Annotated in this window: 13 protein-coding genes; 8 read left to right on the top strand and 5 right to left on the bottom strand. The window is 39.7% G+C overall.

Translation table 11 applies throughout. From position 1 onward, the window contains the following. The first annotated feature begins 31 nt into the window (after positions 1 to 31). Positions 32 to 850, top strand: a complete 819-nt coding sequence (gene panB, locus BLO34_RS05980; RefSeq protein ID WP_090753455.1) for a 3-methyl-2-oxobutanoate hydroxymethyltransferase — start codon at positions 32 to 34, stop codon at positions 848 to 850. Here the strand turns inward: panB and BLO34_RS05975 are convergent. Continuing rightward, a complete protein-coding gene (locus BLO34_RS05975) occupies positions 847 to 2,133 on the bottom strand; it encodes a DUF2254 domain-containing protein (protein WP_090753453.1) in 1,287 nt (428 codons plus the stop codon). The two genes, panB and BLO34_RS05975, sit on opposite strands and share 4 nt — an antisense overlap. A gap of 82 nt (positions 2,134 to 2,215) precedes the next feature. Between BLO34_RS05975 and BLO34_RS05970 the strand changes: the two genes are divergently transcribed. Together BLO34_RS05970 and BLO34_RS05965 are read left to right on the top strand one after the other, a co-directional pair. After that, positions 2,216 to 2,626, top strand: coding sequence for a TerB family tellurite resistance protein (locus BLO34_RS05970; RefSeq protein ID WP_090753451.1), 411 nt, complete (start codon positions 2,216 to 2,218; stop codon positions 2,624 to 2,626). Between the two features lie 109 nt (positions 2,627 to 2,735). Continuing rightward, positions 2,736 to 3,161 carry an Hsp20/alpha crystallin family protein gene (locus tag BLO34_RS05965; RefSeq protein WP_090753449.1) on the top strand — a complete coding sequence of 142 codons (426 nt, stop codon included), beginning with the start codon at positions 2,736 to 2,738 and terminating at the stop codon, positions 3,159 to 3,161. Positions 3,162 to 3,243: 82 nt separating this feature from the next. Here BLO34_RS05965 and BLO34_RS05960 read toward each other — a convergent pair whose 3' ends face one another. The 3 genes from BLO34_RS05960 to BLO34_RS05950 form a co-directional block, all read right to left on the bottom strand. Then, the gene (locus BLO34_RS05960) at positions 3,244 to 5,511 is read right to left on the bottom strand and encodes a hypothetical protein (protein ID WP_157686702.1); all 2,268 of its coding nucleotides are present in this window, start codon (positions 5,509 to 5,511) and stop codon (positions 3,244 to 3,246) included. A 161-nt stretch (positions 5,512 to 5,672) separates the two neighbouring features. Beyond that, entirely contained in the window at positions 5,673 to 7,673 is a 2,001-nt protein-coding gene (gene uvrB / locus BLO34_RS05955) for an excinuclease ABC subunit UvrB (protein WP_090753445.1), read from the bottom strand. A 103-nt stretch (positions 7,674 to 7,776) separates the two neighbouring features. Continuing rightward, positions 7,777 to 8,838 (bottom strand): branched-chain amino acid aminotransferase, encoded by a 1,062-nt coding sequence (locus BLO34_RS05950; protein ID WP_090753443.1) that lies wholly within the window; start codon positions 8,836 to 8,838, stop codon positions 7,777 to 7,779. An 86-nt stretch (positions 8,839 to 8,924) separates the two neighbouring features. Here BLO34_RS05950 and BLO34_RS05945 point away from each other — a divergent pair, with 86 nt between their 5' ends. From BLO34_RS05945 to BLO34_RS05935, 3 genes are all read left to right on the top strand, one after another. Continuing rightward, positions 8,925 to 9,485, top strand: a complete 561-nt coding sequence (locus tag BLO34_RS05945) for a DUF4920 domain-containing protein (protein WP_090753442.1) — start codon at positions 8,925 to 8,927, stop codon at positions 9,483 to 9,485. Further along, positions 9,486 to 10,151: a tRNA (5-methylaminomethyl-2-thiouridine)(34)-methyltransferase MnmD gene (mnmD, locus tag BLO34_RS05940; RefSeq protein WP_090753441.1), complete on the top strand. Its 666-nt coding sequence runs from the start codon at positions 9,486 to 9,488 to the stop codon at positions 10,149 to 10,151. A 276-nt stretch (positions 10,152 to 10,427) separates the two neighbouring features. Beyond that, entirely contained in the window at positions 10,428 to 11,885 is a 1,458-nt protein-coding gene (locus BLO34_RS05935; RefSeq protein ID WP_090753439.1) for an aminoacyl-histidine dipeptidase, read from the top strand. A 41-nt stretch (positions 11,886 to 11,926) separates the two neighbouring features. On the opposite strand, the gene BLO34_RS05930 is transcribed toward BLO34_RS05935, so the two are convergent. Beyond that, the gene (locus BLO34_RS05930) at positions 11,927 to 14,644 is read right to left on the bottom strand and encodes a putative LPS assembly protein LptD (protein ID WP_090753437.1); all 2,718 of its coding nucleotides are present in this window, start codon (positions 14,642 to 14,644) and stop codon (positions 11,927 to 11,929) included. A gap of 143 nt (positions 14,645 to 14,787) precedes the next feature. Here BLO34_RS05930 and BLO34_RS05925 point away from each other — a divergent pair, with 143 nt between their 5' ends. Further along, positions 14,788 to 15,882 carry an N-acetylmuramoyl-L-alanine amidase gene (locus BLO34_RS05925; protein WP_090753435.1) on the top strand — a complete coding sequence of 365 codons (1,095 nt, stop codon included), beginning with the start codon at positions 14,788 to 14,790 and terminating at the stop codon, positions 15,880 to 15,882. Between the two features lie 72 nt (positions 15,883 to 15,954). Next, positions 15,955 to 16,908 (top strand): MlaD family protein, encoded by a 954-nt coding sequence (locus BLO34_RS05920; protein WP_090753433.1) that lies wholly within the window; start codon positions 15,955 to 15,957, stop codon positions 16,906 to 16,908.

Raw genomic sequence — 16,908 nt, 5'->3', positions numbered from 1 at the left:
TATTACTATTTTTACGCAACAAAACGAAGATATGTCCACAGCCAAAAAGGAATACAAACGCATTACCGTCAAATCGCTAACTGAAATGAAGGCCGCTAATCAAAAAATTAGCATGTTGACAGCTTATGATTTTACAATGGCAAAAATCATTGACAATGCAGGTGTGGATGTGATTCTTGTAGGTGATAGTGCGAGTAATGTTATGGCTGGTCATGAGACGACATTGCCTATCACACTTGATCAAATGATTTATCATGCTAGTAGCGTGGTAAGAGGAACAGAACGTGCGCTGGTTGTTGTTGATCTGCCCTTTGGTAGTTATCAAAGTGACCCCAAGGAAGCGCTGCGATCTGCTATTAGAATAATGAAGGAAAGTGGAGGCCATACCGTGAAGCTGGAAGGTGGTAGTGAGGTGATGGAATCGATTAGACGCATTTTGAATGCTGGAATTCCCGTGATGGGACATTTAGGATTGACACCACAATCTATTTATAAGTTTGGAACGTATACCGTAAGAGCTAAAGAAGAAGAGGAAGCAGAAAAACTCAAGAAAGATGCGATAGCCTTGCAGGAATTAGGTTGTTTTGCTGTGGTTCTAGAAAAAGTTCCCGCTGCTCTAGCCGCAGAGGTAGCGCAAAGCCTTTCCATACCAGTAATAGGAATTGGAGCTGGTGGTGGTGTGGATGGTCAGGTACTGGTTTCTCATGACATGTTTGGAATGACGCACGAGTTTCACCCACGATTTTTACGTCGTTATATGAATCTATATGAAGATATGGGAAGCGCTGTTTCACAATATATTGATGACGTGAAAAGCTCTGATTTTCCTAATGATAGCGAGCAGTACTAATCGGTGATATTCATTCTATCATAAATTCCCTGCAGCACCAATAGGTCAATTGGGTTATTGATTGATTTGTTGGCATCTTCCATCATCATGGTTGCCTCACGAGTGAGAATCTCTTTATAATAATCTTCTTTTGCTTCTACTTGTAGAAGTTGCGAAATCATGGAGAGCAACTTTTGCATTACCGTTACATCATGTTTGCAATAGGTTCGATATGGTGCTAGAACGTTAAATATCAACTCTTTAAACGAGATAACTTTAAGGTTGATTACTGGATTATTATCTTCATCCAGGACGATACTTTCATCACTTTTTTGCAAACGCAATGCAAACAATTCGGTTAAATAATTGATCGTGTCCAGAGCTGTTCCTGGATCATTGATTCCAGGTGACATGGCCTTAATACCTATTTCAGTAATTTGCTTGAAGCCCAACACGTAGTTATCGCTAACCAGTTCTGATTCTGTGTAATTGAAGTTTTTTTCTAGCTCTAGAATTTGGTCGTCTGTGAGCTCTTTTTCTGACTTGACGTATTCTTGATCTGTGAATGTATAAAGCCCTTTAGTAACTAATACATCTAATTTAGTATTGCAATCCTGGGCAAGATCCAATAAGCCTGAAATGCTGATGTTTTGGATGGTACCGCTTCGGTTGGTGGGATAAACGTACCAATCTGATGAATCTGGAAAACTATGACCGTAGTCATGATCTTCAACTAGTTCTTGTAATCGCTTTCGCGAAAGCGAATAAATATTATTCAATATATTATTGATCTGTATGCTGGAAGAGATGCTGTGAATAAAATACACAAACGCGCCCAGTGCAAATACAGCGCTTATGATGCCTAGTAATACTGAAAATCCAGGTAGTTGGTAATTGTCTCCATCTGGTTCAATCGCCATCATGGTGATGATGTTGTAAAGGATCATGGCGAGGAAAATTCCTAATATCGTCTGGTGTCGTCTATTGGATATCAGGCTGGGCAATACCCGTGGGGAATAATTTGCAGCTGCCTGACTCAAAAGTAGCATTACCATTGAGAATGAAAAGACCAGCATGCTCAATCCACCGGCGATGAGTGTGGTCAATAAATTACGTGCGGTATCCCGATTATTGATAACCAGTACTGGAGCATTTTCTTGTAGGAAACCTGAAACACCACGAGATTCTGCATAGATCATTGCAAATGCAAAGAATACCGCAACTATGGAGTATAGTGTGGGATAAAAGGCTATCGTACTGGTAATGACATTGAAAAAGGAACGTAGGCGGGTAATTATAATCATAGGTTAAATTTATGGTGTAGGGCGTGCTCATGGGTTAATAATTTCATAAGGATTGATTATTTTCACAGAAAGCTTGCTTGTTATGTCCTACACCATACAGGAAAAAACCGATATTTTAAAAGAGTTGATAGCCATGGCTCATGCTGATAATCACCTCAAAAAGGAAGAGATCGAATTTATAAAAGCTATTGCTGTGCGCATTGAGGTAGGTGAGGAGCAGCTGAATGATATGCTACAAAATCCAGATAATGAACCCGTCAAACCGCCCAAACAGTTTATCAAAAGAATCATCCATTTTCATAGGTTGATGTTGATGATGCATATTGATGGAAATGTGGATGATAGCGAGTTACAATTATTGCATGAGATTGCCTTAAGATACGGTATACGTGGTGTGACCGTTAACAAATTATTGAGCACAATGGAGCGTTATCCACATGGAGAAATTCCGCCAAGTGAACTGTTAGAAATTCACTCTGAGACCAGTAATTAGACAACATGACATATATATTTGAATAAAAAACGACATTGTGTCGCTTTTTTCCTTTGGTATTTTATTTGACTATTCCTTTTTGTAAATATTAATTTAAAAATTTTCAATTATGAAATTAGCACATAGAACAGCAAATAATTGGTTACCATCTTTAATAGATGAAATGTTTAACAATGATTATTCTGGAGGTACTGCGGTGAGAACAAGTCAGCCAGCGGTAAATATCTCAGAAAACGATGAAGGTTTCCATCTTGAAATGATTATTCCAGGTTTTACTAAAGAAGATGTAGCCATCGAGGTAGACAAGGATGTCTTGACCATTTCGTCAGAAGTTCAAGAAGAGAATGAAGAGAGAACAGAGCAGTTTACCAGAAAGGAATTTGTAAAGAAATCTTTCAAGAGAAGTTTCAACTTGCCAGAAACCGTAAATCAGGATTCCATCAAAGGATCCTATGAAAACGGAATTCTAAGCATTGAACTTCCAAAAAAGGAAGAAGCATTACCACAACCGAAGCGAATGATTTCCTTGAAGTAATTAGGGTTTGAATTAGCTAGTTATTTGCAGGATGAAAAAAAAATCCCAGCCGTTAGGCTGGGATTTTTGTGTGTTAAACAATTTATCTGATCTTTTCAATAATTATATAATTTCTCGCTGCGTCACTACTTAATTGAGCATTGTTGTCGCTGAAACCAGCCTCAAGTGTATCACCAGTATTTAGTTGAACTACATCATCAATTTTTCTAACAATATTATTGTCGCTTCCGGAATCTGCGAGATGTTTTCTGAAGTCAGATGCTACTACTGTCGAGTTTTTGCGTAATACTAGACCATGAGTTGAATTACCTATAAAAATATTGTCTCCTCCTGAGTCAATGATACTATTCCCAACATAGTTATTGGTAATCACGCTAATTGAAACTCTATAATATCCTGGTTCTTTAGCTACAAACTGATTGGTAGTAGGATTAAATTCCGATTCCAGATCAATTGATGTCACGTCAAATGGTATCTTAATAAATGACGTAGGAGATGAACCAGTGGGCTGCCACTGACTAGAAAGGTGGGCCCTTACTAAAGAGTTATTGCTTGATTTCAATGTAATAGTTCTCGTCGTTGCGTCCTCATTTATAGAAATACCCGAAGCACCAACTATTGTTACTGTATTACTATCAGTATTACTAGCAATCACTGCGGCGTTATCATCAGTGCCAGTATCTGCCGTAACCGATAATGAACCTTCATTTGTAACGCTACCATCAACCTCAGTAAAAGTAACTGGTTGCCAACTCGCAACACCAGCGCCATCAGTTGTTAAGACTTGGCCTGCGGTACCGCGATCAGTTGGGAAATCATATCCAGTAGTTCTTGCAGGGTCACCTATACCAATTGTTCCATTAAATAATCCCGCATAACGCATACCGGTACCTGCACCGGCATCAGTAACCTCGCTATATAGAGCATAAACATTCCCGCTATTATTTGAGGTGTTGTTGACACGATTTCTAATTCCATAAGTATCGCCAGTGCCACGAGCAAATCTTGTTTCATTATCAAAAGCTATCGATGTGCTTGTACCAGACGACCCGGTCTGATGGGTAAAAGAATTATATATTCCAGTACGATCACCTGTACCATCAGCATTGAGATTAACTCTCAATCCATACTTATGTCCACTTGTTTCAGAATCATTATCTATTCTAACACCATAGGTATCATACGTCAATGGGCTTGCAGGATTTTCATCATCATTAGTAAAATAACCAGCCTGACGTGGACCGTTGGAGTCGTCTGCCTCAATGGTTGCAGTAAGCAATCCATTACTTGAGTTTGTACCTAAACTCAAATGCCCTTCTCTCCAAACATTATCCGTAGTATTGCTAGCGGCAATTTCGGTTCCTTCATTAAAAAAAACTGGTGAACTAGAAGCCGCGGGAAGATCAGACCATGTAGCAGTGTCTGTTCCATTAGTCGTCAAGACTTGACCTGACGTACCTGAAATGACAGGAAGCTCATAACCGTCAGAATTATCTTCATTTTTAATAGCAAATTTGTCACCTTGAAACCATCCAGAATAGTTGTTTCTAAGGTCGTTCCCTCTAGCGATACTGTAAATACCAAAACTATTGGCGTCACTTGCAGGCGTCCCAATTTCTGATCGTATACCTATATTGATTGCTGTAGTTCCAGATGTTCCACCAACCACATTATTGATTCCAATAACACCTCGAGCAGCACTGCCGCTTGATATTACATTATTGTATATACCAACACGATCGCTATTCCCAGCAGAGCTTACTTCAGACCGTATGCCATATTTAATTCCACTGCCACCAACGGCACTCTTATTTTCTAGATACGCGCTATAGGTATTCACTGATCCAGTTCCAGTATTGTTATTTTCTACTTTCAATGCGATAGGGTCAGCTGAATTATTTGCAGAAACGACATCAACATTAAATTTACCGGTGTTCAAAGAGCTACCAATGCTGACTTTTCCTTCGCGCTCAATATTTGAAGTCGTTGTCGTTGCAAAATCTGTGGTTCCATTGTCGTAAAAAGCTCCAGAGGCAGATGATGGTTCCAGTTTCACATATTGTGTTCCATCGAACATGTATATACCTTCAGTGCCGTCTGGCGTGGCACTCGGATTTAAATAAACTAATAGCCCAGCCTGCGCCGCAGTTGGAAATGTGGCATCACCACTTACGGGAAGAGCGTCTACTTTAGGAATAATGATACCATTGTATTTCCCAGTCATTGGGCTGGCGTCTGCAACGATTTCTAGATCTGCTGTTGGTTCTATGGTATTGATACCAACCTGCGCCATTGCATTGGAAGAAATCGTAAGAATAATTATTATGACAAAAAGTAATTTTAACTTCATAGCTAGCAATGTGTTATGCTAACGAAGTTAAGATTCTGGAGTCTAAGTTTTTCGGGTGTTTCATCACTAGGCGACTTTAAACGTGCTATAATGCTAGACGTCTAAAATAAACGTTGAATTATTGATATAATCGTTGTCTAGCATAACTAAAAGAGTGAAAATCATATTTCGGTAATTTTGACTTGTAACATCTTTATCTGATCACGTAATCGCGCTGCTTCCATGAAATCCAACTCTTTAGCAGCAGCTTCCATGCGTTTGCGGGTGTCTCTGACTTTTTGTTCCAGCTGTGCTTTTGACATGTAGGTAGCTTCTTCCTCTGCGGCTTGTAGATTTAGTGTTTCCTCAATAGCGTAAACCGCTTTAGTTTTACCAGACAATGCACTTTCAAGACTTTTCTTAATAGCTGTTGGTGTCAAACCATGCTTCGTATTGTACTCAATTTGCTTGGATCTGCGATAATCGGTTTCATCCATTGTTTTTTGCATACTGTCTGTGATTTTATCAGCATACAAAATGGCAAGACCGTTGACGTTACGAGCTGCTCGACCTATCGTTTGAGTAAGAGAACGATTATTTCTTAGGAAACCTTCTTTATCGGCATCCAGAATGGCTACTAGCGATACTTCTGGTAGATCCAGTCCTTCTCGCAACAGATTCACACCAATCAATACATCAAAAATTCCTTTACGTAGGTCTGACATGATCTCAACGCGTTCCAAAGTGTCTACATCACTATGGATGTAGCGACAACGCACATTTATTCTGGAGAGGTATTTTGTCAATTCTTCTGCCATACGTTTGGTAAGCGTGGTAACCAGAACTCGTTCGTCGCGTTCTTCTCGTATTCTTATTTCTTCCACCAAATCGTCGATCTGATTCTGACTGGGTCGAACCTCAATAATCGGGTCTAGTAAACCAGTAGGTCGTATGATCTGTTCCACGACAATTCCTTCACTTTTTTCCAGCTCATAGTCGGCTGGAGTAGCGCTAACATAGATGACTTGGTTTTGCAGCGCTTCAAATTCCTCAAATTTCAATGGCCTGTTATCCATTGCAGCTGGTAAACGGAATCCATAGTCAACGAGATTGACTTTTCTGGATCTATCGCCACCATACATGGCACCTACTTGCGGTACGCTCACGTGACTCTCATCTATGATCATCAAAAAATCATCTGGAAAATAATCAAGTAAACAGAAAGGTCGCGTGCCAGGCATTCTACCGTCTAGATATCTACTATAATTCTCAATACCAGAACAATAACCTAATTCCCTGATCATTTCAAGATCAAATTCGGTTCTTTCCTGTAGGCGTTTTGCTTCCAGTGGTTTGCCTATTTCCTTGAAATAATCGATTTGCTTGACCAGGTCTTCTTGTATCGCATGAATAGCGCCTTGCAGTCGATCTGGCGATGTTACAAACATGTTAGCAGGATAAATGGTGATGGTCTTATATTTCTCAATCACTCGTCCATCCACCGGATTGAATCGCTCAATTTCTTCTATCTCATCGCCAAAAAAGTGGATCCTAAAAGCCGTATCTGCATAACTGGGAAAAACATCTAGTGTATCTCCTTTAATTCTAAAGTTTCCTCGATTGAATTCTGCTGTGGTTCTGGAATAAAGACTCTGCACCAGTTTCTTCAACAGGTCCGTTCTCGCAATAACTTGATCCTGATTTAACCGAATCACATTTTTCTGAAACTCAATAGGATTTCCTATACCGTACAGGCATGAAACGGATGCTACAACGATGATGTCACGACGTCCCGATAATAGGGAAGAAGTGGTGGACAATCGCATCTTCTCGATCTCTTCATTGATGGATAAATCCTTTTCTATATAGGTTCCGCTTGTGGGAATAAAGGCCTCTGGCTGATAATAATCATAGTAAGAAACAAAATATTCTACGGCATTATCAGGAAAAAATGCCTTGAATTCTGAATATAATTGCGCTGCCAGCGTTTTGTTGTGACACAGTACCAGCGTTGGCTTTTGAACATCTTCCACCACATTTGCAACTGTAAAAGTCTTACCACTACCCGTAACACCCAGCAGGGTCTGGTAACGCTCATCTGCATTAACTCCAGCAACTAATTTTTTGATCGCGCCAGGTTGATCGCCGGTTGGTTTAAAGTCAGATACTATCTTAAAATCCATAAGTTGTAAAAATAGATTTTTTGGAATCTCGCTTTCGCGAAAGCGTCGTTAAAATAACCACCACGCATAAAAAAAGCCTCTTGTCTAAGAGGCTTTCATATCATTAAATTTTCACTCTCCAGCCATGCTCGTCTGGAGCACGATTATACTGGATGTCAGCTAATACTTTTTTGAATTGGCTAGAATAGCTGTTTTCGATCTCGGGAAGTTCATGTTTAAAATCGTTGTGCTTGTAACCTTTAATAGGTACCACAACGGCGGCTGTACCACTACCAAAAAGCTCTTTAAGCTCACCAGATTTTGCAGCTTCATTGATCTCGCTAATGCTCACACGACGCTCTTCTACATCGATTCCCATATCTTTAGCGATCTGGATAATGCTGCGACGGGTCACCCCATTAAGAATACGATCATTGTGTGGCGCCGTTAGTAACTTATCGCCTATGCGCACAAAAATGTTCATGGTACCTGCTTCTTCCAGATACTCGTGGGTTGCAGCGTCAGTCCAGATGATTTGTTGGTAACCGTCCTTGATCGCAAGGCTATTAGGATAGAAACTTGCGGCATAATTACCAGCAGCTTTTGCATATCCTATACCACCATCTGCAGCTCTAGAAAATTCTGTTGCTATGACAACTCTTACTTCGCCACTATAATAGGATCGCGCTGGTGACATCACGATCATAAATTTATATTCAGTCGCTGGTGCTGCAGCAACACCATTTTCACTAGCAATCATAAAAGGTCTTAAGTAAAGGGACAATCCATCGCCTTTTTGCACCCAATCTCTATCTAGATTGACCAACTCTTTAAGTCCATCCATAAATACCTCTTCAGGAACTTCTGGCATGGCAAGTCTCTTAGCACTTTCATTGAATCGCTTCCAGTTATCTTCTGGACGGAAGAGAAAAACCTCATCATTCTCATCTTTAAAGGCTTTCATTCCCTCAAAAATTGCCTGACCGTAATGGAACACCTTACAACTAGGCTCTACCATTATAGGTCCATATGGTTTGATATTTACACTGCTCCAGCTGCCGTTACTCCAGGTACATTCCAGCATGTGATCTGTAAAGACCTTACCGAAAACTAGGGTTTCAAAATCAGTGGAATCAATTTTAGAATTCCGAACTTTGTCAACAGCAATTTGATGGGTATGATTCATTGGGTATTTCTATTTTTGCAAAGATAGTAGATATGCCAATATTAGTATCACTGTCAAATTCTTAATTTTAAACCAAATATTTACAGATGAAACATTTATTCGCCCTGTTTTTTATCACATTGACAATTGTAGGTTGTCGAGACGCTCAAGAAAACGAAGAAATTCCAGCCGTTAATGAAGATCAACTGGAAGAAGTAGCGTTTACTAATTACGGTGCCACGGTTACCGCAAATGAAACTATGAAATCTGGAGATTTGACGTATCTCTTTGCCCAACTTCAACCTAATGATACCGTTGATGTGAAAGTGAAAACGGTCATTAGTGAGGTTTGTACTAACAAAGGATGCTGGATCAAGGTTCCTGTAGGTGATGATCAATCGGCTAGAGTAACTTTTAAGGATTACGGTTTCTTTTTACCTAAAAATGGTCAAGGAAAAGAAGTAGTGATCTCTGGAAAGGCTTTTAAAAGCGTCACTAGTGTTGAAGATGCAAGACATTATGCCATGGATGGTGGTAAAAGCCAGCAAGAAATCGATGCGATTACAGAAGATCAGATAACCTTGAGCATTATTGCAGATGGAGCGCTTGTAGAAACTTTTGAAGGAGCTGATGTATTTGTAGCAAATTCATCTGAAAAATCAGAATAAGTGAAGCGTGAGATCATGACTACAGGCGATGGCTCCAAAACCATTCACATGCCTGATCTCAATGAACAGTATCATTCAAAACATGGCGCGCTTCAAGAGGCGCGCCATGTTTTTATACAAATGGGATTGGAATACGCTCTGGAACAGCAACCTGATCTGGGCGTTCTAAATATTCTTGAATACGGTTTTGGAACAGGGTTGAACGCGTTGCTTACGGCAATCCATACATCTTCAGTGGCGATCAATTATACAGGAATGGAAGCTTTTCCCGTTACCCAAGAAGAAATTGACGCCATGAATTATGGTGCGTTGATTCATGAGGAACAGGTTTTCCAGACTATTCACAACATACCTTGGAATGATGAAGCTGTAGTTAATCAACAATTTAAGCTTGTCAAAAAGCAAATGACTTTTGAATCGGTTGATTTTGAAGCCGATTTCGATCTAATTTATTTTGATGCCTTCGGACCACGAACGCAACCTGAATTATGGAAGTTATCTATTTTTCAATCGGCTTATAGAGCGTTAAGAGCAAATGGTGTTATAGTTACCTATTGCGCTGCTGGTCAAGTGAGACGTAATATGCAGGAAGCAGGATTTCAAGTAGAGCGGTTGCCAGGACCACCAGGAAAACGCGAGATGTTGCGCGGAGTTAAAGTGATGTAAGCTTAAGAATCAAGAATCAAGAGTCAAGTTGAAAGATGAAAGATGAAAGAAGAAAGATGAAAGAAGAAAGAAGAAAGATGAAAGAATCTAGACTCAAAAGTCAAAAATAAAGCAGGTTCTAATCTGTAAATTTCAGTATTCAGTATTCAGTATTCAGTATTCAGTATTCAGTATTCCATACTCTAACCTAAGTTCCCAAAAGCATCATTTAATATAAGCTTCACGCATTACCCTTTACAGTCTCTTATTTTTACAAGGAAGCAAAACAAAGAAGATATGAGTGACTTGGTACGCAGTTTAGAACCCCATCAATTATGGAATCATTTTGCAGATTTAAATTCAGTTCCCAGACCATCTAAAAAAGAAGAAGAAGTCAGGAAATTCATGGTGAATTTCGCCAAAGAGTTATCTCTCGTTGTTCTTCAAGATGACATAGGAAATGTGATCATTAAAAAACCAGCCTCTGAAGGCATGGAAAACCGTAAAAGTGTGATTTTACAATCACATCTTGATATGGTACATCAAAAAAATAACGATACTGTTTTTGATTTTGAAACTCAAGGTATTGAGATGGAAATCCAATCAGATCGCGTCAAGGCAAAGGGAACCACATTGGGAGCTGATAACGGTATAGGCGTTGCGGCTATCATGGCCATTCTTTCCTCAAAAAATATTGCTCACCCAGCGATTGAAGCTCTTTTTACCATTGATGAAGAAACAGGAATGACAGGCGCAAAAAAGCTTGATAAAACCATTCTCAGCAGCGAAATCCTATTAAATCTAGATACGGAAGAAGACGATGAGATTGACATAGGTTGCGCCGGCGGGATTGACATCACTGGAACAAGAACTTATAAAACCATTTCTCCTGATTCTAGTTTCGTTACCAAAAAAATTACAGTCAAAGGCCTTAAAGGTGGCCATAGTGGTATGGATATCCACAAAGGATTGGGTAATGCCAATAAGCTTAATACCAGACTGATGGACGCCATGCAAAAAAAAGGCGTGGTTCATTTACAGGAATTCAACGGCGGTAGCTTAAGGAATGCTATACCTAGAGAAGCCGTTAGTGTAGTTCGCTTTCGCGAAAGCGAACAAGAAGGCATCATACATTCCTTCACGAAATGCATGAATGCGATAGAGAAGGAATATCAATCCATTGAGCCGAATCTTTCCATAAGCATTGAAGATGCCACTGGAAAAGACGTGCTGGAAGGAAAAGACAGCGAGCATTTGATCTACATGATTCTGGGAATACAGAATGGTGTGTATCGATGGAGTCCAGATTTTGATGATCTCGTTGAAGCGAGTAATAACTTGGCGAGAATTGAATTAAATGATGGCAAGTTGGAAGTCGCCTGCTTGACTAGATCGTCTGTAGATAGCGTTAAGGATGATCTCAAGGCTACGGTTCGTGGTGTTATGGAACTCAATAATCTAGAGGTGGTTTTCTCAGGAGATTATCCAGGTTGGGAACCTAAACCAGATAGCGACATTTTAAACGTAGCAACTTCTATTTATACAGATTTATTTACACAGGAACCTAGAGTGGTAGCTTGCCACGCAGGGTTGGAATGCGGTATTTTAGGCGAGCGTTATCCTGGATTGGATATGATTTCCTTTGGTCCAAATATTAGAGGCGCTCACAGTCCAGATGAATATGTAGAAATCAGATCAGTACAGAAATTCTGGAAGTTTTTATTGGAGATTCTTGGTAAGATTCCTGAAGCTTAGAATACACTGGGAAGCAGTTTCAAGCCTTAAGCTTTAATTTACTAAAACCTTGGATCTGGCTGTCTACGCTGGTCGTATTTGATGTCACTCAAGGCACCAGATTTGATTCCTATAAAAAAGAACCAACTATTATTGACACCAACAGGATTCCAATTGAAGCTCATACGGAAACTCTCCAAATCTCGCTGAAATCGTAACGTGGTAAATGAAATACCATTACCTACAAAATCATATCCTGTATTACCACCTATGCTCCAGCGTGGAGAAAATTCTACATCACCACTTAGCATAATACTGTTACCGCTTACCTCGTTTTGTCTTCTAGCATTATTGTAAGTAAAAGTGTAAGCAATGTTTAAATTCCATGGGATTTTGAATCGATAGAGACTTTCCTCAAGGTCAACATCCTGTTGTGTGGGTTCTTCATCATCCAGAAAGTTTCCTGTCGCAGGATCAATAGGATCACCGAATAAATCATCTGCACGACCACCATTACGTAATGTGGTGCTTTCTACTTTAGTTTCTTTGTCATCCTCTTCATCATCATCAGTTGGTTCAAAATCTTTATTGCTTAGTTTGAAGTTGAATCGAGCACCTGCGTTAGTCAATCGCGCCGGACTACCGCCGTTATTGATATTGAAAGTATTTATCCTGTTATTGTTAGCGTCTAGCGCATAAGGGTCAAAATTTGCATTGAGCTGCAAGTCGACGTCTTTGTAAATAGGAATAACACCACTAACATTAAGCGGACTTAGTTGTAGGGAATCACCGGCTAGGTTGTAGCTCGTGCTCAAGTTCAAACTTTTAATCAATTGTTTCTTTTTCAGTTCTCCATCCTCGCTTTCTGGATCAAGAACTTTGGCTTCAAGATTATTTTGCAGGCTCAGTCCTATATTACTGGAGAAAACACGACCAGGCGCTCCAAATAAAGATCCTTCAAACCTGCTGAAGAATCGCTCTTCTTCAGAAACGATGACTCCATCTTCTCGTAATAATTGCTCGTAATATTGATCAAAACTAGGGTTGATATTATACGATACAGATGGTCGCATCACATGTCTAACGGCCTGAATTTTGGCTTCTGGATTTGAGCTGGTATAACTACCGTAAACGGTGGTTCCTAGACTGGCATTGAAACTATAGGTGCGATAGCTATCAAAACCACTTATGGTATCTCTCTGTATGATCTGATTGCCACTTTCATTAGCGACTAAGGTTTGATCAATAGTATCAAAAACCCAATTTTCCTGGAAGTTGGCTCCAGTACTAATGCTAAAATATTTGGCGATTTTAAAGTTGGTAGAAATAGGTATGGAGTGCTGTATTCCAGCACGCGCTTCGCTAAAAATTTCTGGAGTGAATAGATTATCGTTCGTGGTACTTACCCTATTCTCACCTCTAACATTATATTGTAGGTTGACGTTTTGAATGATGCCTTTTTTGATACCATCTTTTGATGCAAAAGGAAATACTCGCGAAACACTTCCTTGAAAGGTTGGTAGCGTTAAGTTGGTTGTGTTTGTATTCACGTTCTGGTTGATAGAAACCGTAGTATTCAAGTTGACCTGCGGTTCTCCAGGAAAGGTTTTGGAATAACTAATGGAACTACTCAAGTTATTGATCAGCTGTGCGCTCTGGTTGGTTTGATTGAAAGAATTTCTGTAAAAATCAGGACTACCTAGGTTCACACTGGCACTAAACCTACTATTGGGACTTGCATTGGCATCTTGACTGTGTTGCCAGTTAATATTGTAGCGACCCGTTTGTGCAAAGTCAGAAAAACCACGCTCACTTCGTATGGACTCTTCCAATAAGAATCTAATACTCCCAGAATAGGCATAGCGCTTTCTATAACTGCTTTCTACTCGTGCACCATAACTACCGTTAGTAAAGTAATCTCCCAAAAGAGTCAGGTCTACATAATCATTGATAGCAAAATAATATCCACCATTGGTAAGGTTGTAACCTCTGTTATTATCATTTCCAAAAGACGGTAAAATGATACCGCTACGACGCTCATTAGTCATAGGGAAAAACGCAAATGGTAAACCTAGTGGAGTTGGAACATCTGCGATATACATATTGACAAGACCCGTTACAATCTTCTTTTTGGGAACAAACTTAATTTTACGAGCGAGAAAATAATACTCTGGATTCTCAGGATTTGCAGATGTGGTAAAACGAGCATTACGCATAAAAAATACGCTGTCGTTTACTTTTTTAGTAACCTCGGCAACCACGTTAAATTCGCCTTGAGCAGTTTTGGAGTTATAGGTAAGCGCCTTTTTAGTGTCTTTATTAAAAATGATGGAATCTGGTTCTACCTTATTGGTGCCTTGCGTGAAAATCGGTTTTTGCACGTAGGCATTGGTAGAATCCTCCACAATCCCGTAGGCATAGACGTTACCGGTATTGTTGTTAATGATGATTTTTCCAGCTTCCAATCGTATGTCACCATACACAATAATCGCTTGATCATAGAGCGTCAATGTATTTTCCCTACGATCAAAACGGTTGTAGCCCTTCGCGCTGGATTCTAGCTTATATTGAAGAAATGCTTTGGGCTTTGTACTGTCTTGTACGGTAGAATCCTGTGCTACCAGTGCTTCCTTTGCCACAACGACAGGCGTCTCGACCTCACTGGAGTCTTCAAGAATAGGTATAGGTCGTTGAACCACAGGTGTTTCCTGCGCGAGACACCACTGTAGTCCTGTTAAGAAAACTATTGATAAAATGATATGCCTAAAAATGGGATACAATCTATACTAGGGTATATTCGTTAAGGAATTGGTCTGGTTTTTGAAAAGTCAAAACTACATATAATTTCCAAGGGTTTATTTGATAATTACGCTTTCGCGAAAGCGAACTAAAAACAATCCTCTTGCAACCGATTAGGTACTTTATGAAAACGAAAATTTATCTCTTTATTGCTTTATTAACTGCGCCATTGGTACTTTTTGCTAGTGCGATCAACAGTCTTGAGACGGATCCACCCAACCGAAAGTTTAAGGTGGTGCTGGATGCTGGACATGGCGGAAAGGATCCTGGATACACGCACGCAGGTGTCAACGAGAAGGATGTTGCTCTCAAAGTGATGCTTGCAATTGGTAAAAAACTGGAGCAACACAGCGATATTGAAGTTCTTTATACTAGAAAATCAGATGTATTTATCGAGCTGGCGGATCGCGCCAAGGTCGCCAACAAAGCAGATGCCGATTTGTTTGTTTCTATTCACTGTAACGGTTTTCATAAAGAACAGGCTAACGGGAACGAGACCTGGGTTTTAGGTCTAAGACGTAGCACTGAAAATCTTGACGTGGTAATGAAGGAAAACAGTGTGATCTTGTTGGAAGACAATTATGAAGAAAACTATAACGGTTTTGATCCCAACGATCCATCTTCATATGCGACAAGTGTCCTTACTCAAGAGATCAATATGGAAGATAGTATTGATCTTGCAGCGCAAATACAGAATAATTTTGCCAGTAAGGTGCGCCGTACCAATCGTGGTGTGAAGCAAAACGTATTCTTGGTATTGAGAGAAACGTACATGCCTAGTGTATTAGTAGAATTAGGTTTTATTACGAATAACAGCGAGCGCAAATACCTTACTAGTGGCGATGGTCAACAATCTGTAGCAGAATCTATTTACGACGGAATCATGTCCTACAAGCAAAATAGAGACATCAACATTTCTGATGTTTCAGATGGTTCGTCATCGACATCTGCAGTAGCTGTTGACCCTATTCCTTCAAATTCTAGCGCAGTTTACAAAGTACAGATTGCAGCGAGCAGTAAATCACTGGCTCCTAAATCGAATAACTTCAAAAAGCTGCCATCAATTTCTAAGGAAAAAGAAGGTGACATTTATCGATATTTTACGGGAGAGACCAGCTCTTTAAAAAAAGCTAGTGAGCTTAGGGAACAAGCTATAAGCAAAGGCTACAAGACGGCATTCATTGTAATTATTGAAAACGGAACCCGACGCAGGTTGTAACAACTGCTAATTAATTGTTAGTCCTAATATATAGGCAAGTCTTATATTTACATTTGTTGAAACTGCTATGCAATGAAATTTTCTAAAGAAATAAAGGTTGGACTACTTACAGTTGCTGCGATAGCACTGTTTATTTTTGGTTACTCGTTTCTTAACGGGCGCAACCTTTTAAAGGCAGACCGGTCTTTTTACGCCGTCTATAATAATGTGGAAGGCTTGACAAAATCGGCACCAGTGACGATCAACGGTTTGATTGTAGGTAATATTGATGATATCGACTTTTTGGATTCACGTGGACGATTACTTGTAAAGTTCCACGTAGATGAGAAATTCAACTTCTCAAAAGAAAGTACGGCTACTGTTTATAGTACTGGGCTTATAGGTGGAAAGGCGCTTGCTATTATACCCAACTTTGAGTCTGATGGACGTCTAGCAAGACCAGGCGATACATTGCCGTCCACTACTGATAGTGGTATTGAAGGGCAAATCTTGGATGAATTCCTACCACTAAAGGATAAGATTGAAAACATGGTGGTTAGTGCAGATAGTGTTCTCAATGCAGTAAATAAAACATTAAATCCAAATACAAGAAAAGCAATCGTTCAAAGTCTTGAAGAATTGAACAAAACGCTAGTTCAGGTTCAAGGGTTATCATCTAATGCTAATAAATTCCTCGTGAATAATGATCAGGAGTTATCAAGCACCATAAAGAACTTGAATAAAACCACAGCTAACTTTGCGAAGATTTCAGATACGTTAGCACAAGTTCAGATTGCGAGTGTAGTAAAAGATCTTGAAGTGACGGTAGGTAAGTTCAATAGTTTATTGGACGACGTTGCGGAAGGTGAAGGCACCTTAGGGAAACTTATGACTGATGATAGGTTGTATACTAACCTGGAGCGTGCAACACGCCAGGCAGAAATGCTGCTTCAAGACATTAAATTAAATCCAACCCGTTATATCAATATTTCCGTTTTTGGTAAAAAGAACAGGGAATACGAGGAACCAGACGACCGAAAGCTATAA

The organism is Nonlabens sp. Hel1_33_55, from assembly GCF_900101765.1.
Lineage (GTDB): Bacteria > Bacteroidota > Bacteroidia > Flavobacteriales > Flavobacteriaceae > Nonlabens.
This window is presented reverse-complemented; position numbering and strand designations above follow the sequence as displayed.